Origin of the sequence: Sunxiuqinia dokdonensis (genome assembly GCF_001270965.1) — a bacterium.
Classification (GTDB): Bacteria; Bacteroidota; Bacteroidia; order Bacteroidales; family Prolixibacteraceae; genus Sunxiuqinia; species Sunxiuqinia dokdonensis.
On sequence record NZ_LGIA01000168.1, the window covers coordinates 1 to 24050 of the forward strand.

Consider the following 24050-nt stretch of genomic DNA (forward strand, 5'->3'; position numbering starts at 1 on the left):
CGGCTTGGCCGAAGTTATCAACATTCCAACAGCAAATCAACATCAAAATTCTAATCGTGACACAGTTTAATGAACATTACCAATGTTTACTTTTATCTGGTTCTTTGAACTTCAATAAAAAACAAACAAATGAAAACCAAAACACTCATCCTATTAAGCTTCTCGCTCATGATTTTTAGTTGCCGGCCAAACAAACAGATGATTGATACCTCGACCGTTCAAGAACTCGATGTTGAACGCTACATGGGCACCTGGTACGAGATTGCTCGGTTTCAGCATTCGTTTGAAAAAGATTTGGTTGGGGTGACAGCCACCTATTCGTTGCGCGACGATGGTAAAATTGATGTGGTGAATGCCGGTTACAAAAACACGCTGGACGGCGCGTACAAAGAAGCCAAAGGGAAAGCCAAAATCCCCGATCCGAAAGAACCCGGAAAATTGAAAGTGGCTTTTTTCCTATTCTTTTATGCTGACTACAACATTATGGAGCTGGACGACGATTACCAGCATGTGTTGATTGGCAGCTCCACGCCCGACTACCTGTGGATTTTGAGCCGTACGCCCCAAATGGATGAAACCGCTTACCAACAGTTGGTTGATGAAGCCAAACGCCGGGGATACGATACGAGCAAACTGTTTAAAGTTCCGCACAAATAAAGCTGACGCCATGGGTGCGTTGAACCTGCCCGATGAATACAACAAGACTGTTAAACACAAACGAAAATTCCCTAACTTTGGAAAACGCTTCTAAAAAACTAAAATCATGAGATCAGGCCTTCTGTATACGATTCTTCTCCTTTTTACGCTATCCACTTTGAGTTGGGCTCAACAAGCAGGCCCCACCCCGGAAAACCAGAAAAAACTGGTTTATAAATTCAACATCATGGAGAATATTATGCCGGCCACCTGGCGGCAAACCAAACAGGCTTTTGATGCGGCCGATAGCCTGAACGCCGACCTGATGCTGATTCACATGAACACCTACGGCGGTACCGTGCTCGATGCCGACTCCATCCGGACAAAAATTTTGAACAGTCCCATCCCGGTTTATGTGTTTATCGATAACAACGCGGCCAGTGCCGGTGCCCTGATTTCGGTAGCCTGCGACAGCATTTACATGCGTCCGGGCGGCTCCATTGGCGCGGCAACGGTGGTCAATCAAACCGGCCAGCAAATGCCCGACAAATACCAGTCGTACATGCGCTCCACCATGCGGGCAACTGCCGAAGCGCATGGGGGCGACACCATCATTAGCGGTCAGGACACGACCTTTCGCTGGTTTCGCGATCCGAAAATCGCTGAAGCCATGGTTGACGAACGAGTTTACATTCCCGGCATTATCGACACCGGAAAAGTACTTACCTTCACCCCGGCTGAAGCCATGAAATACGGTTTTTGCGAAGGGCAGGCCGATAATGTGGCTGAAGTCCTGGAACTGATTGGTATTTCAGATTATGAAATCGTGGAATATAAACCCACGGTACTCGAAAAAATCATTGGTTTTTTGGTGAACCCCATGGTTTCGGGCCTGCTCATTATGGCCATCCTGGGCGGTATTTATTTCGAAATGCAAACACCCGGCATTGGCTTTCCGCTTATAATCGCCATCACAGCTGCCGTGGCCTATTTCGCCCCACTCTACCTCGAAGGTTTGGCGGCCAATTGGGAGATCCTGCTCTTTATTGTCGGGCTAATCTTAATCGCGGTCGAAATCTTTGTGCTGCCCGGCTTTGGCGTGGCCGGACTGTTGGGCATCCTGCTTAGCTTCACAGCCTTGGTATTAAGCCTGATCGACAACCTGGTTTTCGATTTTGAAGGGGTTCATCCCGAAAAGATCATGTCGGCATTGACCACCGTTGTTGTCGCTCTTTTTGGTGGTTTTATGCTCAGTCTGGTCCTCAGCAAAAAGCTGTTTACTGCCAATTCCGGTGCGTTTAAGAATCTCTCTCTTCATTCCATTCAAGATAAAAATGAAGGTTTTGTGGGCGTTGACACCAGCTACCGGAGCCTGGTTGGCCAAGAGGGCGTGGCCTACACCACGCTTCGTCCTTCGGGCAAAGTAAAGATCGACGGCAAACTGTACGATGCCGTTTCGGGCCTGGGCATGATTGACCGTGGCGACAAGATCATCGTGATCCGGACGGAATCGGCTCAACTTTACGTCGAGAAAAAATCCGATGATCAATAGGTTCGAAACGACGGCAATACCAGAAAGAACAGACGCAACACAATTTCTCGAAGTATTCTCAAACAGCAGCACCCAGGTAGTTATCCGGATGTTTTTATGCTTTTTTTCTCTTGAAAGAAAAACAATTCTAATTTTGCATTGCTCTTAAAAGTAGAGAAACGTGGTGTTGTGGGTTTCAGAGTGCGGCCAAAGGCCATCGAAAATACCAGTCAACACCTTCAAAAAGAGAGGAATTCCAAATGAAAGCATTTGTGCTCGATTATATTTCTGAATTGATTTATTTGCTCAACGAAATGGCCCCCTGGCTGCTGCTGGGCTTGGTGTTTGCCGGTTTGCTGAAAGTGTTTTTCCCGGAAGGAAAAGTGCAAAAATACATGGGCAAACCAACCACCAAATCAGCTGTCAATGCGTCCTTGCTGGGCATTCCCATGCCGCTTTGCTCGTGTGGCGTCATTCCAACCGGCGTCTCTTTTTTCCGCAATGGGGCATCGAAAGGCGCCACCAACTCCTTCCTGATTTCAACGCCGCAAACCGGCGTCGATTCTATTTTTGCAACTTACTCCATGCTGGGCTGGCCATTTGCCATCCTCCGCCCCATTGTTGCTTTTGTAACCGGCATTGTAGGCGGAATACTCACCAACTGGCTGGTGAAAGACAAACCGGCACCAAAAAATCCTTTTGCCAACTTCAGACTTGATACAGCGGCGCTAGGCAAAAAAGAAGAACCCGGAAGTTGCGACGATGATTCCTGCGGTTGTCATGATCAATCGGCTCCGAAAGGAAATACCTTTGTTCGTGCCACGCATTACGCGTTTGTCGAATTGTTGCAAGATATTGCCAAATGGCTCATCATCGGCTTTCTGGTTGCCACGCTGATTTCGGTGGCACTTCCTGCCGATTTCTTCAGTCGTTTCCAGGGCTGGGGGGTTCTCGAAATATTGATTATTCTGGCGGCATCGGTCCCGCTGTACGTTTGCGCCACGGGCTCCATCCCCATTGCCGCCGTACTCCTCATGAAAGGCGTATCGCCAGGCGCTGCGCTGGTTTTTCTAATGGCCGGCCCGGCAACCAATGTGGCTACGATGACCGTGCTCGGAAATACCATGGGCCGCAAAGCCTTGTACGTGTACCTGGGCACGATCATTGGCGGTGCGGTTCTTTTTGGAATGCTAACCAACTGGCTGATCCCAACCGAACTGATCATGAGCCAGATGGTCCACATTCATGGCGACGGAGAACATGAGATGTTGCCCAAGTGGCTGCAAGTTTCTTCGACCGTGCTGCTCATCGGCTCGCTGATTTTTGGCTACTTTTACGAACGTTTTGAAAAATCAAAAAAAACAAGCAGCATGAATTTGAAAACATTAAAAGTGGAAGGCATGACCTGCTCGCACTGCGAGGCCAGCGTCACCCGCAACCTGACCAAACTGGATGGGATTGATGAAGTTTTTGCCGATAGAAATACCGCTGAAGTTCGAATCAAAGGCAGCAAGATCGACCTGACGGAAATTGAAAAAGTAATCACCGAAATTGGTTACCAATACAAAGGCGAGGTGTTATGACGCTCCTGCAAATTGGCTTGATCATCCTCAGTGGTTTGCCCATTTTGTCAACTGCCTTGCTGGCCTACCAGCTTTTGCGAAACGGACAGGGTGCTTTTGGGACGCCCACAATTTTGCCCTGGCTTTTTTACCCCGCCAAGCTGCTGACCGGCCTTTTGATGGTCCTTCTTTTTTGGGTCAGCCTCCGGGCGGATTTTTTTCTGTATTTCCCAAGGCTCATACAAACTGAAATACTGGAAGTTCAAAAACTTCTGGCTTTGATTTTTGTGTTGGCCGGCAATCTTTTACTGATCCCGGCCTACTATTCCATGAGCATCTTTACGCGTGTTGGTTTACCCACAAAAGATCATGCCCTGCAAACAAAAGGAATTTACCGAATCAGTCGAAACCCGATGTACACCAGCTTCTTCTTTTTCTTTACCGCCTGTTTTTTACTGATTCCCAGCGTGGCTATCGCCATCATCGGCCTTTTCTGCCTGGTCACCCATCATTTTATTATTCTGAATGAAGAAAAGTTTTTGCTGAAGGCATTTGGAACTGACTATGCTGAATACCGGAAAAACACCTCCCGCTATTTGTAGATAACGACAATTGGATCAATAAAAAATGAGGTATTCCCTGAACCAGGAAAACCTCATTTGATTCTTTTTTTGCCTTTTATTGTTGCAATAAGAAGGCCCGAAAGTCGTCAAACTCCTTGCTGAGTGGAATGGAGAGTTTTTCACCTTTCATGAACTCAGCCAGTTTTTCGGGTAGCGGAACTTTTCCTGCGCCAATAATTTTTTCGACTGTTTCGGTAAACTTGGCCGGATGCGCTGTTTCCAAAAACACCCCCACTTCGCCATCCAGCAAAGCCTCGTCCAACGCCTTATAACCGGTTGCGCCATGCGGATCAGTCAGGTAGCCATATTTGTGGTACACCTCGCTCAGCACCTCCTTAATCTCGGAATCAGAATAGCGGTATCCGGTTATTTCAGACTGAATGGCCGCGTGCGAATGATCATATAAATCGAGGATTCGCGCAAAGTTGCTGGGATCGCCTACATCCATCGCGTTGGCGATGGTGGCTACCGAAGCCCGGGGTTCATATTTTCCACTTTTCAGATAGTTGTAAACGATGTCGTTTTCGTTGTTGGCTGCGATAAATCGCTTGATGGGAAGCCCCATTTTCTTGGCAAACAATCCGGCTGTGAGGTTGCCAAAGTTCCCACTGGGTACCGAAACCACAATGTCTTCCGTGACGCCCCGCTCACGCAGGCGAGCATACGCATTGAAATAATAGAAAGCCTGTGGAAGAAAGCGAGCCACATTGATGGAGTTGGCCGAAGTCAGTGTCAATCCGGTTTTTAGCTGCTGATCCAAAAAAGCGGTTTTCACCAGTCGCTGACAATCATCAAAGGTTCCTTCCACTTCGAGGGCGGTAATATTTTGGCCAAGGGTGGTGAACTGCTTTTCCTGAATTTCGCTCACCAAACCTTTGGGATACAACACATACACATAGATACCGGGCACGCCCAAAAAGCCATTGGCCACCGCACTGCCGGTATCGCCCGAAGTGGCGACCAACACATTCACCTGCGCTTCGTTCCCTTTCAGAAAATAGGCCAGCAAGCGGGCCATAAAGCGGCCGCCCACATCTTTAAAAGCCAGCGTTGGCCCGTGAAACAGCTCCAGCGAAAAGATATTGTCATTGACATGGACCACAGGACAATCGAAGTTCAAAGTATCGTCAACCAGCGCCTTCAGGTCGGCTTCCGGCACATCTTCACCAAAAAACTTTTTGGCCACTTCAAAAGAGATTTCCTGAAACGAACGTTGGTGAATGGTTTCGAAAAAAGATTCTGGGAAGGCTTCAATGCGCTCGGGCATAAACAAACCTTTGTCATCGGCCAGTCCCTTAATCACTGCTTCTTTCAGCGATACTTTCGGAACTGATTTATTGGTGCTGTAATAGTTCATTTTTGAGTTTCGAGTTTAAAGTTTCGAGTTGTCCGTTAATAAAGCTTTCATAAATTCATCACCTTTGAGCAAGCCGTAGCTCCCTTTTCGGACGGTAAATTCGTCGTAGGTTTCCACCGTGTCGCCTTCAACACCAGGTTTGTAGACGATAAATGGTACCGGATCTTTGGTGTGTACGGTGGTCGCACAAGGGGTGGGATGATCAGGCAAAACGGCAATCGTCACCGGCTCGCCCATTTTGGCCGTTTCTTCCACCAGGAATTTCACCACCCGCTGATCCAGGTATTCAATGGTTTTGGTTTTCAGTTCCACATTACCTTCATGGCCCGCTTCATCGCTGGCCTCAATATGCAGGTAGACCAAATCATAATTGGTCAGCGCATCAATGGTTGCCTGCGCTTTTCCTTCATAGTTGGTATCGTAAAGGCCGGTTGCCCCTTCCACTTTAATCACATCCATTCCGGCGTAAACACCAATCCCTTGAATCAGGTCAACAGCAGAAATGACAGCTGATTTTTCCACGCCAAACAACTCTTTCAAAGTTGGCATTTGTGGTTTATAACCCGGCGACCAGGGCCAAATGCTGTTGGCCAATTCTTTGCCAGTGGCTTTTCTTTTTTGGTTCACCGGATGATTTGGAAGAATTTCCATCGATCTTGCAATGAGTTCATTAAGCAAATCAGCCGTCTCCTGCGCTTCCGTGGCTTTTGCTTTGGTCAGATAATCTTTAAAAGGCTTTCCCGGCACATCATGCGGAGGCGTGCAAGCCAATTGTTTGTTGCCACCCTTGATCACCAGCAGATGGCGGTACGAAACGCCCTTGTGAAAGATGATCTTATCGGAACCTAGCTTTTCGTTCAGAAAATCGATCAACTCATGAGCTTCTTCATTCGAAATATGCCCTGCTGAATGATTTTTGATCTTTTCGTTTTCGATGGTCAAGAGGTTGCAGCGAAGCGCCAAATCACCGGCTTCGAGTTTTACGCCCATGCTGGCCGCTTCGAGTGTGCCACGGCCTTCGAACACCGAAGGGACATCGTACCCAAGTACAGAAAGATTAGCAATTTCACTTCCCGGGTGCATGTGCTCCGGAACGGTCAACAACTGGCCGCAGCGCCCGAGTTTTGCCAGCCGGTCGATTTCCGGTGTATGGGCCATTTGTAAAGGGGTTTTTCCTCCGTAGTTTTCCAATGGCTCGTCAGCCATGCCGTCCCCTAAAACGATTATGTACTTCATAAAAGAGTTTCAAGTTTCGAGTTTCAGGTTCCAGGTTTTCGGAGAAACAAGGTCCTTTCACTCCAATTTATTTCCTGTCGATTACAGATTTGAGACCCGAATGATATCAGCAAAAACGCCAGCGGCAGTCACTTCCGCACCGGCTCCGTAACCTTTAATGATCATCGGGAATTCGTGGTAGCGCTCCGTGGTAAACATCACCAGGTTGTTGCTTCCCTGCAAATCGAAGAAGGGATGCCCCTGTTCGATTTCCTGCAAGCCCACTTCGGCCTGCCCGTTTTCGTATTTGGCGACAAAACGCCAGCACTTGTTTTCCGCTTCCAGGAGTTTCCGGCGCGCTTCAAAGTCGGCATCCAAACCACTGATCCCACTCCAAAAGTCTTCCATGCTTCCATCGAAAAATGCATCCGGGATAAACTTATTGATGGCGACATCTTCCCTATCGATTTTGTAACCCGACTCGCGAACCAAAATCAACAGCTTGCGCACCACATCAATTCCGCTCAAATCCACCCGTGGGTCCGGCTCCGAATAACCTTCGTCCTTCGCCATTTTAATGGTCTGGCTCATGGGCACTTCGGCCGAAATGGTGTTGAAAATAAAGTTGAGCGTTCCCGAAAGAACGGCCTCAATTTTCAGGATCTGATCGCCCGCGTTAACTAAGTCATTCAAGGTGTTGATGATTGGCAAACCTGCGCCAACATTGGTTTCAAACAAAAACTTGATTCCTTTTTGCTTGGCAATTTTTTTCAGTTTCAGATAATTTTCATAGTCTGATGAAGCGGCTACCTTGTTGGCTGTCACAATCGATACGTTGGCATTCAACAAGTCGGCGTACAAATCAGATGAATAATCCGACGCCGTACAGTCGACAAATACCGAATTGAAAATATTCATCCGAATCACGGCCTCTTTGTAGGCCTTTAAATCGGAGGCCTGTCCTTCGGCATCAAGGCGCTCTTTAAATCCTTCGATAGCAATTCCATCCCGGTCGAGCAGCATTTTTTTGGAATTGGCCACCCCCACCAACTTCAGCTTGAGGTGCTTTTCTTTAAGCAGCTTCTCCTGTTGCTGCAAAATTTGCTTGAGCAGATTACCTCCCACCAAGCCGATGCCCAGCAAGAAGATGTTCACTTCAACGTTTTCGGAAAGGAAGAATGACTCGTGCACCACATTCAGCGTCTTCCGCAAATCAGAATCCTTCACCACCCACGAAATATTGAGCTCCGATGCGCCCTGTGCAATCGCGATGATGTTAATCCCGTTTTTCCCAATGGTATTAAAGAGCTTTCCGGCAATTCCGGTAGTGTGCTTCATGTTTTCGCCAACGATGGCTACAATCGAAAGCTCATTTTCGACTTCAATTTTATTGATTTGCTGACCCGTGATTTCGCGGTCAAACTCAATGCGAATGGCTTCCTCGGCCGTTTCCGCTTTCAGCGTATCAACGGCAAACGAGATGGAATTTTCGGACGAAGCCTGTGAGATCAAAATCACATTGATGTTTTCGCGGGCCAGGGCACCAAACAAACGCATGGAAATTCCGGTAACGCCCACCATGCCCAATCCCTGCACGGTAATCAGGCTGATGTTTGAAATCGATGAGATGCCTTTAATCGGACGGTCTTTCCCGTTGGGCTGACTGCTGCGGATGAGTGATCCCTCGCCTTCGGGACGAAGCGTATTTTTTATTTGTACCGGAATGTTTTTTTGATAAACCGGCAAAATGGTGGGCGGGTAAATCACCTTTGCCCCAAAGTGCGACAGCTCCATAGCTTCGGAGTAGCTTAACGACTCGATGGTGTAAGCTTTGCGAATGATGCGTGGATCAGCAGTCATAAAACCATCCACATCGGTCCATATTTCAAGAACACTTACATTAAGCGCGGCTGCAAAAATTGAAGCCGTATAGTCGGAGCCTCCACGGCCCAAGGTGGTGTACTCGCCGGCGCTGTTGCTCGAAACAAATCCAGGCGCCACACAAATGCCTGAAAAACCAGAAAAGGCATCCTGAATCAGTTGATTGGTCAACTTAAAGTCCACCAATGCCCGACCAAAAGCGCTGTCGGTTTTGATCATTTGCGAGGCGTCAATCCACTTGGCATGATCGATAAATTGAGCGATAATGTAGGATGACAAGCGTTCGCCAAAGCCACCAATTTTATCCATGGTTTTTGGGGTCAACTCGCCAATCATCGAAACACCACGAATGATCCGGGCCAATTCGTCAAGCAGTAAGCTCACCTCTTCCCACACCTCCAATTTTTGTTCTCCTTCAAACAAATCATCAACCACAACTTCGTGGCGCGTCCTGATTTCCGTGATCTCCGTGTTGAAATACTCCGTTCCCAGAACAGCCATCTTTGCGGCGTTTAATATCTTGTCAGTTATTCCGCCCAAGGCAGAAACCACAACGACCACGTCGTCGGGCTGACTTTTCACGATCTGTTTTACCTTTCTGATGTTTTCAGCACTTCCAACAGAAGTGCCTCCAAATTTCAACACTTTCATACGAGATACTTGATTCTTGATAGTTTGATACTAGATAGTTTGCGGTGTATGCCTTGTCAAAAAAAAATCCGGATGAAGCAGTTCGCCGCCTCATCCAGACTTCACTGCAATGTTTTATTTTTTATTGAACGGGGATGGCCGCTGTCGCTACTGCTTCAATAATTTTCGTTTCCAATTCGTGCGCCAACTCCTGGTTGTCGCGCAGAATATTTTTTACGGCTTCGCGACCTTGGCCCAGCTTGGTTTCACCATAGCTAAACCACGATCCGCTTTTTTTGATGATATTGTAGTTCACGCCAAGGTCAATAATTTCGCCAGTTTTTGAGATTCCCTCACCATACATGATGTCAAACTCAGCTTTGCGGAAAGGAGGCGCAACCTTATTTTTCACCACTTTCACCCGGGTATGGTTACCCATGATTTCTTCGCCATCTTTAATTTGTCCAATCCGGCGAATATCCAAACGCACCGATGCGTAAAACTTCAACGCATTTCCACCGGTCGTCGTTTCAGGATTACCAAACATGACGCCGATTTTCTCACGAAGCTGGTTAATGAAAATACAGCAGGTTTTGGTGCGGTTGATGTTGGCTGTCAGTTTCCGCAGCGCCTGCGACATCAAACGGGCTTGCAAACCCATTTTTGAATCTCCCATTTCGCCTTCAATCTCCGCTTTCGGAGTTAGGGCCGCTACCGAGTCAATAACCACAATATCAATAGCGCCGGAGCGAATCAGGTTGTCGGCTATCTCCAGTGCTTGTTCGCCATTATCCGGTTGGGAAATGAGCAATTCATCGGTATCAACGCCCAATTTTTTGGCGTAATACGGATCGAAGGCGTGCTCTGCATCAATAATGGCCGCAATACCCCCTGCTTTTTGAGCTTCGGCTATGGCATGAATGGCCAGGGTGGTTTTACCTGACGACTCTGGCCCATAAATTTCAATCACACGGCCTTTGGGAAATCCGCCAACCCCCAGTGCGATATCCAGTCCAATTGAACCAGACGAGATTGCTGGCACATCTTCAACGGCACGGTCGCCCATCTTCATGATGGCCCCTTTGCCATAACTTTTTTCAATTTTATCCATCGTAAGCTGAAGGGCTTTCAGCTTTTCCTTGTTCACATTTGAATCTTCTTTTGCCATTGTTATCCTAAGTCTAAAGATTTGATTATTTGGTTTGTATGATCTTTTGTCTGAACTTTCTCGAACACTTCTTCAATTACGCCGTCCTCTCCAATAACATAAGTGGTACGAAGCACGCCCATGTACTTTTTGCCGTACATATTCTTTTCGCCCCAAGCCCCATAAGCCTGTAAAATTTCTTTTTCGGTATCGGCAATCAGGTTAAATTTCAGCCCATATTTTTCAGCGAATTTTTTGTGTGAAGCCACACTATCCGGACTTACGCCCACGACTTCGTAGCCCTTTGCGATCCAGGCATCGTAGTTGTCACTCAAATTACAAGATTCAGCGGTACATCCGGGGGTATCATCCTTTGGGTAGAAGTATAAAATTAACTTCTTTCCTTTAAAATCAGCCAAAGAAATGGATTCGTTATTTTGATTAAGTCCTTTAAAGTCAGGTGCAATATCACCTTTTTTTAACAGTGCCATACGATTTTTTTGTTTAATTAGACAAATATACTTGAATTAATGATAAATATCAGATTAATTGCAGTCGAAAAACTAACAAAAACTAAACAGTTAAAGAAAAATTAGCTTTCAACATTTTTTGTAATTTTATATCGAAAACGATTTAGCTACTATGTGCGAAAACATGACGACTTTTCTGAAAACAACTTCCTTTCTCTTATTGTTTGTGTTCAATCCGGCTTTCTTCGCAAAACCGGCTCAGGCACAAAACGATCCGGAACAGCTTGCCAAAAATCTGGTTGAAAATGAACAATATTCCGAAGCCATTCCCTATTTCGAAGATCTGGTCAACCTGTACCCGGCTGATCAGGAACTAAATTACTACCTGGGCATGTGTTTGGTTGAAACCGAACAATTTACCGATCAGGCAAAAACATCCCTTCAAACTTCACTTGGAAAAGGCGCCCCCAGCAAAAGTCTGTACTATTTGGCGCAATGTTTTCATGCGGAGAATAATTTTTCGGAAGCCCTCAACTATTATCAGCAGTATGATGATGAGGCCCGAAAACGGGAAAAGCGCGACACAAGGCTGGATGAATTGACCGCACTCTGTAAACAACAGATTAACCCATTTCCAAAGCCGGTTGTCGAAACAATTGAAGAAAAACCGGAAGAGCCGGCAGCCATGCCCGAAATCCAGACAGACGATGTGGAAATCCCGGAGGGACTGCAAGACAGCATCATCCTGTTTCAGGTAAACTCAAGCATCAAGTACCTGAAGACAGATCAATTTAAGCATGCCTCGGCCCTGCAAGCCTTTGTGCAAGCCTGGCAAGGCGAGCAGGAATTGCAGGAAATGGTAGCCGAAACCAACAGGTTACGACGAGAATACAACGATGCCTTTGCGACCGAAAAAGAATCGATTGCCGATGCCATTCTTGTGCTGGAGCGCGAAACTTACGCCAAAAATCAGGAAATCAGCGAAAATTACACGAAAGCCCGCCGGGGTGAAGCGGACTACTGGGACCAGGCTTCGGCAGAATCAATCCGGGAATTCAACGAAATAATTCGACAAATGGAAGATAGTATCCGGGAGGCGAAAGCAGCCGAGCGACTCAAAAAACTGGAAGCTCAAAAACCCGTGGTCCTGCCCGACAGCCTCATCAAAAAGCTACTTCCGGAGGAACCCGCTGCCGCCAGTACCGGCATCACCTACAAAATTCAGATTGGAGCCTACAGCAAAAGCCCACCCGACTGGGTACAGAGGCTGTTTAAAAAGTTATCGGTCATTCGCCGTATCGATCAATACACCGATGAAAACGGCGTGACCGTTTACACGGTTGGCGAGCTGAAATCGTATCAAGACGCCTTGCTGATGCAATCGCAGGTGCGAACCGAAGGCGTGAGCGATGCTTTCGTGGCCGCCTACAAAGATGGAGAACGAATAACACTCAAGGAAGCGCGACAAATTACAGGAGAATAACAAAGAAAAAAATGCAGGTGTGAATCGCCAGAATAAAATAAAGCATGAAACAAGATGAAACCAGACGAGCAAACAAAAAAACAACCGGAAAAGGATGAGCAAGCGAAACCAAAGAACGAACGGTTTCTCATTCTTCACAACGACGACCACCACAGTTTTGACTATGTAATTGAGGCATTGATCCATGTGTGTGAACACGATCCGGAGCAAGCGACACAATGCACTTTAATTACACATTATAAGGGAAAATGTGATGTCAAAAAGGGAAGTTTTAACTATCTTAGTCCGATGAAGAAAGCCTTGACAGCACGTGAACTAACAGCGACCATCGATTAACCAAAAAATAAATGACTGTACTAATCATCCTGTTCCTGATCTTCCTGGGAATCCTGCTCCTGCTTTTGGAATTTGTCGTACTTCCCGGAATAACCATCGCCGGAATTGGTGGCGTGGTTTTGCTTGGCGCCAGCGTCTATTTGGCATTCGACACCTATGGGGTGCTCGCCGGAATCATCACACTGGCCTTTGTTATTATTGCAGTTCCCATCGTTATGTACCGCCTGTTTGAAAGCCGCGGAGGGAAAAAGATGCTGCTGAATTCAGAAATTGACGGGCATGTCGATAAAATTGACGACCAACTGATCCGCGTTGGCGACGAAGGAATTACGCTGGGGCGGCTGGCCCCTACCGGACGGGTAAAAATCAACAACTTAAGCATGGAAGCCAAATCAGCAACCGGCTTTGTCGATCAGAACGTAAAAATTAAAGTCATTGAAGTTTATAGAACACAAGTACTTGTTGAACCAATAAATCAAGAATAATGGAATATTTTGGAACTTTAGGTTTAGTTGTCGGGATTTTTGTCCTGCTCATGATCATCCTCTATTTTATCCCGATCGGACTGTGGTTTTCGGCCTTGGTATCGGGTGTCCGTATCTCACTGATGCAACTGTTCCTGATGCGTTTCAGGAAAGTGCCGCCTTCGGTTATCGTTCGTGCATTGATTGAAGGAACCAAAGCCGGCATTAAGCTGGACCGTGACAAACTGGAAGCCCACTACCTGGCAGGCGGAAAGGTTGACATGGTGGTTCATGCACTGGTATCGGCCGAAAAAGCAAATATCGACCTGACCTTCAACATGGCCACGGCAATCGACCTGGCCGGACGCGATGTGTTCGAAGCCGTTCAGATGTCGGTGAACCCCAAAGTCATTGACACGCCTCCGGTGGCAGCAGTTGCCAAAGACGGGATTCAGCTGATTGCCAAAGCCCGTGTAACGGTTCGCGCCAACATCAAACAGTTGGTTGGTGGTGCCGGCGAAGATACAATCCTGGCCCGTGTTGGTGAAGGGATTGTTTCATCCATCGGCTCATCGCACACCCACAAAGCCGTTTTGGAAAATCCTGACTCTATATCCAAAGTGGTTTTAAACAAAGGGCTCGATGCCGGAACCGCTTTTGAAATTCTATCGATTGATATTGCCGATATTGACATTGGTAAAAACATTGGGGCCGGACTGCAAATTGACCAGGCTGATGCCGATAAAAACATTGCCCAGGCCAAAGCAGAAGAGCGCCGCGCCATGGCTGTGGCCCTGGAACAGGAAATGATTGCCAAAGCGCAGGAAATGCGTGCCAAAGTGATCGAAGCCGAAGCGCAGGTACCCCTGGCCATTTCGGAAGCTTTCCGTTCGGGAAACCTGGGAATTATGGATTACATGAAGTACAAAAACATCATGGCCGACACATCCATGCGTGACTCCATTGCCGAAGAAGAAAAAGGCAAAGGCAGAAAGAAATAGATGATTGGTAATTGGTAATTAGTCATTAGCAACTGGTCACTAGCGATTGGTTGTTCGTGATCATTCGACAAATTCTTTAAAGGCCATCATTCCATACAAACGTGGGGTGATGGCCTTTTTGCAGCCTGCTGCTAAGTACAGTGTGAAACCAGCTTTGTAAAAAACATGCTGCTCAACATGTTTTTTAATATTCGCTTAACACAAGTATGTGTTTTTCAGCCTATCTTTGTCGTAGATTTTATTTCATAAGTTTAGGTTTGATTAGTTTTATTGGTTTAGTTAGGTTAGAAAAGGGTAGATAGAGATCTACTCTTTTTTTTTTAACGCTGCGCCAACTGATTTTTCCTAAAACATGTTTTCTAACACAATTTTAAGATTCACTTAACACAAGTATGTGTTTTCCAACATATCTTTGTCGTAGATTTTATTTCATAAGTTTAGGTTTGATTAGTTTTATTGGTTTAGTTAGGTTAGAAAAGGGTAGATAGAGATCTACTCTTTTTTTTTGCTTCAAACTCTCCCCCCAAAGTCACGGATCAATTTAAATTCATGTGGGCTACCAATAAGAATCATGCAGTTGCCGGATTCAATAATAATCGCCGTAGGTGAAATCCGGATTGTCAATTTCCAATAATCGCTCACGGCCTGAATACACTGGGATGAACATCAAATCCTGCGAGTCATCCATTCCTCCGGTTTTTCCGAAGGACTCCGAAGGAGTTAAACTTGTATTAGCCCGTGCGAAGCTCGGGGATCAGCGGGCAACCAAAATCAAACGACCCGGAAGCGGGTTGAATATCTCTTATCGCAGGTCCTTCACATCGAAATCTGTTGGGCTTACGAAATCCCAGTCAACCATTTTTTATCTCATTCTGAAGGAGTTTGACTTTAGCACTGTATTGAGTAGTTGTTCAACCCACTTCGGGGTTGTGCCGGTGTCCGTACCGTTTCAACCCCCAAATCCTTTGGGGGTGATGAATATTAAACCCAGCGGGTTTCATTTCCTGGAAAACAATTGGAATTCTACCACGGCAAATTCAATTGATCCGACATAAGCCGAAATTCTGTTACAATACCCTAAAAGCAGGCGATCAATCAAAATAAATGGCTTTTCCTTTTTTTGCAGACGTCCTGGCGGCATCAAGGATTTCAACCACACGCACATTGTTTTCCAGGGAATAAACGCCAAATGGTTCTACGTCAATCTTCCCATGAATCACATCTGAAAAATAATCGAAGGGATCAGTGTAAACATCCACGTCTTCGGCCAATACTTTCAGTTTCTTTTCCTGTTGGATGTCCTTTCCCCGAATCCGCATGTCCTGGTTGTTGTCGGCTTTAATGTAGCCAGACACGCCATAAATTTCCATATCCTTTCGGTTGAACGGCCAGTTCCACGACGCCTGGATGATGCACTGCGATCCGGGATAGGAAACGATGATGGTGGCATCGTCATCCACTTCAGGATAAATTTCCGGTTTAAACTGCCGGGTAACCGCGCTTACCGAAAGCGGCTTTTCACCTTTGGTCAGGGCAGTCATTAAATTGGCGCCGTAACAACCAAAATCGATCAATGCGCCGCCACCATTTAACACCGGATCAGTCAGCCATTCCAAAAAGTACGGATCGCAGCCAATTTCTTGTGGCCCCTGGTGTCCGTCGTGAACAACAACCTTGCGGATGGGACCCACAAAATCTTGCTGATGCACCAGATCGAATGAATACGTGGTTGTAGGATACCACGATGTTTCGTAATTGGTGAGTAAATGAATTTGATACTTTTGCGCCAAATCGGCCATGCGGTGGGCATGCTCCTTACTCACGGCCAGCGGTTTTTCAACCATCACGTGGATTCCGCGTGGCGCACAGGCTTCAACCACGGCGAGGTGGTCATAGATTGAACCAAAAGCGACGACTGCCTGGGGTTTTGTTTCCTCGAGCATTTTTTCCAAGTCAGCATAAATCAGATGGTCCGAAAAGTCGTATTGTGTGGCTAATTTCTGAACCAATTCCTGGTTCGAATCACAAACTCCAACCAACTGAAAATCTCCTTTATCGGGTCGACCCAAAATAAATGAAATATGACCGTGTGTTACGCCGGCAACCGCTAGTTTTATGGGCTCTTGCGCGCGGGTGCTCAGGGAGAGTAGCACCGCCAAAAGTAAAAGCAAACTTTTATTCCATTTTCGATTCATTTGATTCAGGCTTTTAGTTGCGTATTTATTTTTCCATTCAATGCCTGTAAAGATAAGAAAGCTGGCGAATTGAGCGACCGGTATCATCCCGCCCAGTTTGAAGGCCAAAAATGTAACTTCAGCTTAAAACTGGTACTCAAACGTTACTTCCGAAAACCGGCCACTGGCCGACTTGTCGCCTTCGACAAACAAACCGGCACGCTGGGCCACGCCCCACTGCGGCAAAAACTTTCCATCGACCGTGAAGTCATCGGCAGACCCAAAAGGCACCCAAACCGTTTGATCTTCGGACCAGAAAAACCGATAGTAACGGCCATTCTGAACTTCGACCTTTAAATAGAAAGGCTTATTTTCGGCGGTAGCCATGTTGGCCAGTTCCGTTCGTTTACCTGAGGCCACCTGAAACAGGCGCAGGCCGGTTGAATGACAAGCGAAAGCGAGGTAGTTATCGCGATTACCATAGATGCAAATACCCTTGGCTGCATCCGACTCGTTCGACACTTCGGTGGTCATGCTATAGTTTCCAACACGCGGACGCATTCCTATGAAGCCAATCCCCTGTTCTGTTCCTGAAAGGACGAGTTCGCCCTGATCGGTCTTGAAAGCTGGTTTGGGCAGGTTCAAATCCCATTGCCAAAGCTTGGCGCTTATATCCGAAGTAAAGTCATCCATAAATGTTGTTTGCCGCTGCTGGCTGGTGCCCGCAAACGGAACCGGCGCCTTTACCGATGCCGTTGTTCCCTGCTTAAACTTAGGCCAGCCGGTTTGCTCGTCCCAAATCAACTCATCCAATAAACCCTGCCGGCCCACATATTCAAAGTCGGTGGCATGGTAAGCATGATACAAATAGAAATAGCGATTATCCGGAGTCGTGACCAAAGTACCGTGCCCCGTGCATTTCCAGGTATCGCCACCCTGTAAAATCGGCTCGGGGTATTGCTCCCAGTCTCCGCGCAGGTCGGTAGCGCGGGCCACCCTGACCCGGTAATCGCAGCGGTTGTCGCAACAGCCACCCACAGAGTACAAATGATAATAGTAGTCGCCGTGTTTCACCAGGCACTGTCCTTCGTCGCCTGCGCCCTGCCACCCTTTGGAGTGGTCGGTTAAGGTAAAATGTTCGCCAACCAGCTCCATACCATCCTGACTCAGCTCGGAACACAGCAGCTCAATGGGGCGTCCTTCGGTCAAACCATAGGCCTTCCACGAAATATAAAGCTTGTCGTCGTCATCACGAAAAACGAAGGCATCGATGGCCTCTTCTCCCCACTCAATAATAATTCCGTGGTCGGTAAACCCCTTGTGGATATCCGTCGTTGTGGCCACACCAATGCACGAAACATCATCGCCTTTACGCTTGGCGGTATAATACACGTAGAAGGTTCCGTTCATGTAATACAGCTCAGGGGCCCAAAAATTCCGGGAAGTCCAGTCCGGTAGTTCATCGAAAATATGGCCAATGTGTTTCCAGTTGATTAGATCCGTCGATTCGTACAGCGGATAGTTGGGCGCAAAATCGGAGCTGGTGCCCGCAGCATAGTAAGTATCTCCAACACGAATCACCGTCGGATCAGGAAAATCTCCAGCGATCACCGGATTCTGGTAATACTCAGCAGGAACTGGCTGCTGTGCGTTGGCAAACGAAAAAAACAGGATAAAAACAGGGGTAAGCAGTGTAAGATTCTTCATCGATACAGGTTTAGATTTGAGTTCATACGATTAATCTTAATACACTTTTCAGGCGGTTTTTACTCATTGTGAAAAACAGTTCTTTGCCACCACTCAATGTCCCTTTGCCGCACTTGGCCGCCTTCAAAAACCAACAAAAAAAAATCGGGCTGAGTCCAAAATCTGACGTTTTGACGAAAAAAACGGCCAAATTTTGCTGAAAAATGACTGGTTTTTGCACCGTCTTTTTAACAATATCTACTCGTTCGTCTGAGTTTCGAGCAGTTTTAGGCCCCAAAAGTGCTCATTCATGAAATGAATGCACTTTTTCGTCATTCAAAGAATTGAATTCCATAAATTGAAAAGAAAAAAAATCAACGTTCTTTGAATGAACCTGAAGTTCTACCTTTCACTAATTCGTTATGTCCAACAGAACGGAAATAATCAGATGCCAAATCGTGAAAATTTGAATAAGATATTTTGAAGATCGTACCCTATTTCTTCGGGTACGAATTCAATTCTTCGGTTTTACACTTCAATGACTTACCGACAGCCTCCGATTATTTCGCGTCACAGGCCGATAATTTGGCGACAACATCGAATTATTCGTTGCACGATGCCGATGATTTCGCGTCAACATCGAATTATTCATTGTATGAAGCCGATGATTTCGTGTCAACATCAAATTATTCATTGTACGAAGCCGATGATTTAATGTCAGCATCCAATTATTCGCTGCACGATGCCGATGATTTTGTGTCAACATCGAATTATTTGCTGTACAATCTCCATTGTTTTATGCCAGCATGCTGTTTAAATGCGTGCATGAAAAAACAACCACCACTTCATCAACACGGAAAGACAGACTTCAACAATAAAACGAATCAATTAACCCGGGCTACTGAGAAATAGCATGAAGCCGGCTTTGGCGATTGACAGGCCATAATCCGACAAATTAAACCAAAGGATGAAAACCTGTGAAAGCCTGAAAGCCGTCATTTTTTTCAGCCCCATGAGTATAAATCAAAAAAATGAAAAATGACAAAACGATTTTTAAACAAACTGAGAATGATTAAAGCGGTACTCGCTTTGTTGACGTCGAACCTGAAGGTTTGGGAAATGATCCCGGATGTGGTGAGTGACGTGGACGAGTTAAAACTGACGGTTGGCGAAATTGAAACCACGCAACTGTTGACCAGCACAGAACTTACAGGCCAGTCGGACGAAAAAGAAACGGTGCAGGAAAAATTGATCCAGATGATTCTCTCCATCGCGTCGGCTTTGGCGGCCAGGGCCGACCGTGTCAGCAACGAAGTTTTGGCGGCTAAAGTGAATTTTTCAGAATCGGCACTAAGCCGGCAGCGCGACCAGCAACAAGTAGTTACCGGGCGTAGAATAGCCATGCTGGCCGAGGAACAGCTGGAGGGCTTGACTTCCAGCGGCATTACGATTGACCAGGTAAATGCCCTGCGCGAGCTAACCGACCAGTTTGAAGCACTCCTACCGGTGAACCGGATTTCGGTTGCAGAGCGCAAAGCGGCCAATGCACGCCTGAAAAGCTTGTTTAAACAAGCCGACAAGCTGCTGAAAAACCGCCTCGACCGGATGATGGTTCGCTACGAAACCGAAGACCCGGCCTTTTATGCTGCCTACCTTAATGCCCGGATGATCCTGGATTATGGCACCCGTCACGAAGATGGCAGTACACAAAAAACAGCTAGTGTTGCGGATTAGCAGGCAAACTTTACCGTCTCCGGTCCTCCCTGACAATCAAGGAAGGCCGGGGGTGGCCGCCGGCTGCGCAACTTGCTGACTATTGTCCACCTTGAAAAGGGGGACGAGGTTGACGGGTTAGTCCGGCGACCGGAGGGGGTCAAGAAGCAATCAGCGCCGGATCAGAACTCGCCCGCTCAACGAGTCATCCTGTCCGTCAGTTGCCGGATCAGGATCTGTCTGAAATTTATTAAATACTTGTGGCTTGCAGCTCATTTCTTATTTTGAATGAAACTAAATTAATGCTCGCTAAATGAATTCTTCAACAGGTTTACTTAACTTGTGGATCGAAAAAATCGGGTGGAGGAGCTGGATGTATAAGATCAAGAAGTGACACATCAGGAGGCAGACGAAGAAGTGAAAGATGGCTTTGTTATACAGGCGACAGAGTTGTGTAACATAAAAAAATGACAATAAATGAAAATAAACGAGTATTACATAAAAGCTAGATTGTTTCCGACAATATTGACTTCGATACCAATTCTCAGTTTATACTATTTTGGCTTTAGCGAAGCACTAATAGAGTTTATGACCTTTTTAGAAGGTTATAAGTGGGCTGGCGACATAACTCTTTCTGTTGCAACAATCTATTTTCTTGTACAAATCAATCGACTTGTTTCAAAAGAATTATTTCAGAATATCTTTTTCAAAGAGGAATTAAACATGCCAACGACAAATTATCTTCTTAATTCTGATTCCACTTTGGCGAAATCAATGAAATTACAAATAGTACAAAAAATAGCAACAGACTTTAGCATTCATCTACTTGATTCAAATGCTGAAAAAGAAAATGAACAAGAAGCTAGAAAAACGATATCAAGTGCTGTGGCTCAAATTAGAAATATGACTAGAGATAATTCAATGTTGCTTCAGCACAATATTGAATATGGATTCATGAGAAATCTAATTGGCGGCAGTGTTCTAGGAGCAATAATTTCAATGATAAATATCTTTTTATTTCAATATGCATTTTCTAATCCGTTTGCCCTCAAACTTAATTTAGTTTTTTTAGGAATCTACATTCTACCAATAGTTTTGAGTAAGTTCTTGATTAACAGATATGGTAAATACTACGCAAAAATTCTATTCGAACAATATTTAAAAAAATAACAAAATATGGATTTTAGTATCGATATGCTATCTCTTGGCAATGCAGATTGTAATATTATTTGGTCAAAAGCAGAAAACTCTGACTTTATAACGATAATAGATGGTGGTAACCCAAAGGATGCAAAAACAATAATCGAGCATTATGAAAGCTACATAATGCCACACATTCCTTCAGACAGTCCAATATTAATTATTAACACTCATCCGCATTCTGACCATATTGGAGGTTTGATAGATTTAGTTCATTATTTCAAAAACAAAATTGTACGATTCTATTACAATGACCCAACTGACTATATTGAAGAAGCGAAAAGAAACGAAATTAGAAGCTTAAACGAAGCTTTATATTCTAACAAAAGAGTCCAAAAACTTTTCGAATCATTGAAACAATCTGATAATTTAGGTAACGTCCTTGACCAATACGGTATTTCTAAACGGCCAGCATTCTCTGATATCCAATTAGAACATAATTTATTCGAATTTGTTGGACCGTCAAAAGCATTTTATTTGGAACAACTAGGCTATTTTACTAGTATAGACAACCTAAAAACGTCAGGTTCTAATATTCAACTAGAAAGTGATATTAATGAATTACAGGAGGGTTTAAAACCTTGTGAAATCGTAGATGAAAAGAATGATGCTTCAGCAGAGAACTTGACCTCTGTTTTAACAAAATTCGTTGATTCGAGTAACCGCAAATACTTATTTACAGCGGATGCCGGAGTTGACTCATTTGATTCAGCGGAGAGTAATGGTTATGATATAAGAGATTTACACATTTGCCAATTACCACATCACGGAGGTAGAAGAAACATAAGTACAAATTGGATAAGCAATTTTAATCCTAACCAATTTTGGGTTTCAGCCAATGGAAGTAAAAAAAATCCTAGAAAGGCTGTTATCAGTTGTATTAAGAAAAATCTACCTAACTGTGCAACCTACAGTACTCATAAAGGAGGAACAAAACATATTAATACGAAAGCCAAGCTCTTCCCTGAAAGAAATTGGAGTTCAGCAGAACCCTTATAATAAAAGCCAGCAGGTAACCCTGCTCGTCTGGATAGGTCTAAAACCAGCGGTGGCTGGATCGGATTCGCAAAACGCCAGCGCAAATCCGGAAGCGCAGGCTAAATCATATCATGTTTATGATGCCGGAGGCATCGCATGTTTATAGAATAGCTCACGGCGGAAAGACATTCGACCCCGGATGGGGTCGTACCGCTTGGGGCACACGCCGATTCTATAAACATACAAACCCGCTGGGTTTGATGAATGGGAGCAAATAAAACAGAACCGCTCCTCTGGATATTTCTAAAGCTGGCTGAGGCTGCGCCTCCGCTCCAGTACAATTTTCAAACAACAGAAAACAATAACGAAACCCCATGCAACCACTAAAAAGACTTTTGCAAACCTGCTTGATGCTGGTTCTTAGTTTCAATGCTTTTGCACAACCTGCAAGCAAAGACTGGATGCTCTCGCTTGAGGGCAACTACTACAAATCGAAATCGAGTGAGTCGAATCTCGATTCTCAGTTTAAGAGCAATGAAAAGGAATGGCACCTGTCGTTCAACGCTGAACGTTTCGTAACCGATCGTTTTTCGCTTGGCTTGGGGCTGGCACGCTACCACGAAAAAATGGAAGAGAATACCCAACAAGTCCTGCTTGAAGCATCAGGCTCCAGTGTTCATGGAACCTTCACAGAGGCCGAAGGTACGATATGGCTGCCGCGTATTTTCTGTAAATATTATTGGCCGGTGATCGGGCGGTTTTACCTGGTTCCGCGTTTTTCGGGAAGTTACGGAAGAGCCAAGGTCAACGCCTCGGTTTTCAGCGCCAGTGTGTACCATGCTCCGACCGATGATTTATCAGAGATTGATCCCGGTACGCTGACAGGCTGGGAAGCGGATGTAAAGGGCAACCTGCTTAGCCTGGAACTGGCGCCGGAACTGGCGTACTTTTTAGGCAACCGCTGGGGCCTCTCGGCATGTTTGGGCGGATTGCGCTATGACCGCTTTGGCGGAGACCTGGATATCTCGGATTGGACATTTAGTTTTAAACGTCAATATTGGAAAATGGGCGTGAATTTCCGGTTTTAATCTGCTTGTTTGGATCGGTATAAAACCAGCAAAACGCCAGCACAAACCCGGAAGAGCGGGATAAATCATATCATGTTTCTGATGCCGGAGGTATCGTATGTTTGTAGAAAGGGAATGGCAAAAAGGTATTCGACTCCGGAGGGGTCGTACCCCGGGCATCGGGCAACCGTCTATAAACATACAAACCCTCCGGGTTTATGAATAAAGACAAATTAAAATAGAACCATATGGCTGATACATTCTCCTAAATTTACATCCAGATCGTTTTTGCCGTGCAAAATCGCAATGCCCTCATCAATCCCAGCTGGGAAGAAGAACTCTACAAATACATAACCGGCATCACCCAAAACAAAGGGCAAAAAATGCTTGCAATCAATGGCACTACCAACCATATCCATTTCTTCATAGGCATGAGGCCAACTTGTTGCTTGTCTGACCTGGTGCGTGAGATAAAAAAATCATCCAACACTTTCATCAAGGAAAAGCGGTATACAAACTACAATTTCAAATGGCAGGAAGGATTTGGGGCGTTCTCTTATGGACATTCGCAATTAACCGATGTCATTCAATATATTAAAACACAGAAGGAACATCACCGGAAAAAGACGTTTAAAGAAGAATATCTGGCTTTCTTAGAAGCATTTGAAATCGAATTTAAGGATGAATATTTATTCGAATGGATTGATGATTGAACATTTATATTCTCTGATGCCGGAGGCATCGCATGTTTGTAGAAAAGGCACGGCAAAAAGATATTCGACCCCGGATGGGGTCGTACCGCCGGGACACCCCCCAATCTTCTATAAACATACAAACCCGCTGGGTTTGATGAATGAGATTGAATTGAAGGATGATTCGTTATTTGAATCGATTGA

Annotated in this window: 22 protein-coding genes; 15 read left to right on the plus strand and 7 right to left on the minus strand. The window is 45.6% G+C overall.

Annotation, left to right across the window (positions count from 1 at the left end):
* Positions 1-129 precede the first annotated feature (129 nt).
* The 4 genes from NC99_RS13560 to NC99_RS13575 all read left to right on the plus strand — a co-directional run bounded on the left by NC99_RS13560 (position 130) and on the right by NC99_RS13575 (position 4331).
* Complete coding sequence (locus NC99_RS13560; protein WP_053184586.1) at positions 130-657, plus strand: lipocalin family protein; 528 nt, start codon at positions 130-132, stop codon at positions 655-657.
* 106 nt (positions 658-763) lie between these two features.
* On the plus strand, positions 764-2188 hold the full coding sequence (locus NC99_RS13565) for an NfeD family protein (RefSeq protein WP_053184588.1): 1425 nt from the start codon (positions 764-766) through the stop codon (positions 2186-2188).
* A 239-nt stretch (positions 2189-2427) separates the two neighbouring features.
* Positions 2428-3750, plus strand: coding sequence for an SO_0444 family Cu/Zn efflux transporter (locus NC99_RS13570; protein WP_053184590.1), 1323 nt, complete (start codon positions 2428-2430; stop codon positions 3748-3750).
* Positions 3747-4331 (plus strand): methyltransferase family protein, encoded by a 585-nt coding sequence (locus NC99_RS13575; RefSeq protein ID WP_053184593.1) that lies wholly within the window; start codon positions 3747-3749, stop codon positions 4329-4331. Before NC99_RS13570 ends, NC99_RS13575 begins: the two co-directional genes overlap by 4 nt.
* A 76-nt stretch (positions 4332-4407) precedes the next feature.
* Here NC99_RS13575 and thrC read toward each other — a convergent pair whose 3' ends face one another.
* The 5 genes from thrC to bcp form a co-directional block, all read right to left on the minus strand.
* Entirely contained in the window at positions 4408-5709 is a 1302-nt protein-coding gene (gene thrC / locus NC99_RS13580) for a threonine synthase (protein ID WP_053184594.1), read from the minus strand.
* 15 nt (positions 5710-5724) lie between these two features.
* Positions 5725-6945: a cofactor-independent phosphoglycerate mutase gene (locus NC99_RS13585; protein ID WP_053184596.1), complete on the minus strand. Its 1221-nt coding sequence runs from the start codon at positions 6943-6945 to the stop codon at positions 5725-5727.
* An 81-nt stretch (positions 6946-7026) separates the two neighbouring features.
* Entirely contained in the window at positions 7027-9456 is a 2430-nt protein-coding gene (thrA, locus tag NC99_RS13590) for a bifunctional aspartate kinase/homoserine dehydrogenase I (RefSeq protein ID WP_053184598.1), read from the minus strand.
* A 121-nt stretch (positions 9457-9577) separates the two neighbouring features.
* Positions 9578-10603: a recombinase RecA gene (gene recA / locus NC99_RS13595; protein ID WP_053184601.1), complete on the minus strand. Its 1026-nt coding sequence runs from the start codon at positions 10601-10603 to the stop codon at positions 9578-9580.
* Between the two features lie 2 nt (positions 10604-10605).
* Positions 10606-11073 carry a thioredoxin-dependent thiol peroxidase gene (gene bcp, locus NC99_RS13600; protein WP_053184603.1) on the minus strand — a complete coding sequence of 156 codons (468 nt, stop codon included), beginning with the start codon at positions 11071-11073 and terminating at the stop codon, positions 10606-10608.
* 151 nt (positions 11074-11224) lie between these two features.
* Here bcp and NC99_RS13605 point away from each other — a divergent pair, with 151 nt between their 5' ends.
* The 4 genes from NC99_RS13605 to floA are packed head-to-tail and all read left to right on the plus strand — an operon-like array spanning position 11225 to position 14336.
* Positions 11225-12535 (plus strand): tetratricopeptide repeat protein, encoded by a 1311-nt coding sequence (locus NC99_RS13605; RefSeq protein ID WP_053184605.1) that lies wholly within the window; start codon positions 11225-11227, stop codon positions 12533-12535.
* 54 nt (positions 12536-12589) lie between these two features.
* The gene (locus NC99_RS13610) at positions 12590-12871 is read left to right on the plus strand and encodes an ATP-dependent Clp protease adaptor ClpS (RefSeq protein ID WP_053184607.1); all 282 of its coding nucleotides are present in this window, start codon (positions 12590-12592) and stop codon (positions 12869-12871) included.
* Positions 12872-12882: 11 nt separating this feature from the next.
* Positions 12883-13356 (plus strand): NfeD family protein, encoded by a 474-nt coding sequence (locus NC99_RS13615; protein ID WP_053184609.1) that lies wholly within the window; start codon positions 12883-12885, stop codon positions 13354-13356.
* Complete coding sequence (gene floA, locus NC99_RS13620; RefSeq protein WP_053184611.1) at positions 13356-14336, plus strand: flotillin-like protein FloA; 981 nt, start codon at positions 13356-13358, stop codon at positions 14334-14336. The genes NC99_RS13615 and floA overlap by 1 nt, the downstream gene beginning before the upstream one ends.
* Positions 14337-15427: 1091 nt before the next feature.
* Here the strand turns inward: floA and NC99_RS13630 are convergent.
* Complete coding sequence (locus NC99_RS13630; protein WP_053184632.1) at positions 15428-16531, minus strand: Gfo/Idh/MocA family protein; 1104 nt, start codon at positions 16529-16531, stop codon at positions 15428-15430.
* Between the two features lie 123 nt (positions 16532-16654).
* On the minus strand, positions 16655-18217 hold the full coding sequence (locus NC99_RS13635; RefSeq protein ID WP_053184616.1) for a family 43 glycosylhydrolase: 1563 nt from the start codon (positions 18215-18217) through the stop codon (positions 16655-16657).
* A 459-nt stretch (positions 18218-18676) separates the two neighbouring features.
* Here NC99_RS13635 and NC99_RS13645 point away from each other — a divergent pair, with 459 nt between their 5' ends.
* The 7 genes from NC99_RS13645 to NC99_RS22370 form a co-directional block, all read left to right on the plus strand.
* Positions 18677-19108 (plus strand): hypothetical protein, encoded by a 432-nt coding sequence (locus tag NC99_RS13645; protein WP_053184620.1) that lies wholly within the window; start codon positions 18677-18679, stop codon positions 19106-19108.
* A 126-nt stretch (positions 19109-19234) separates the two neighbouring features.
* Positions 19235-19930, plus strand: a complete 696-nt coding sequence (locus tag NC99_RS13650; protein ID WP_053184622.1) for a hypothetical protein — start codon at positions 19235-19237, stop codon at positions 19928-19930.
* Between the two features lie 456 nt (positions 19931-20386).
* Positions 20387-21079 (plus strand): hypothetical protein, encoded by a 693-nt coding sequence (locus NC99_RS13655; protein WP_053184625.1) that lies wholly within the window; start codon positions 20387-20389, stop codon positions 21077-21079.
* A 6-nt stretch (positions 21080-21085) separates the two neighbouring features.
* Entirely contained in the window at positions 21086-22108 is a 1023-nt protein-coding gene (locus NC99_RS13660) for an MBL fold metallo-hydrolase (RefSeq protein ID WP_053184627.1), read from the plus strand.
* Positions 22109-22461: 353 nt separating this feature from the next.
* Positions 22462-23175: a hypothetical protein gene (locus NC99_RS13665; protein ID WP_053184629.1), complete on the plus strand. Its 714-nt coding sequence runs from the start codon at positions 22462-22464 to the stop codon at positions 23173-23175.
* Positions 23176-23435: 260 nt separating this feature from the next.
* On the plus strand, positions 23436-23867 hold the full coding sequence (tnpA, locus tag NC99_RS13670) for an IS200/IS605 family transposase (RefSeq protein ID WP_262509312.1): 432 nt from the start codon (positions 23436-23438) through the stop codon (positions 23865-23867).
* Positions 23860-24050: hypothetical protein (locus NC99_RS22370; protein ID WP_204375007.1), on the plus strand; the 191-nt coding region annotated here is incomplete at its 3' end. The genes tnpA and NC99_RS22370, both read left to right, overlap by 8 nt.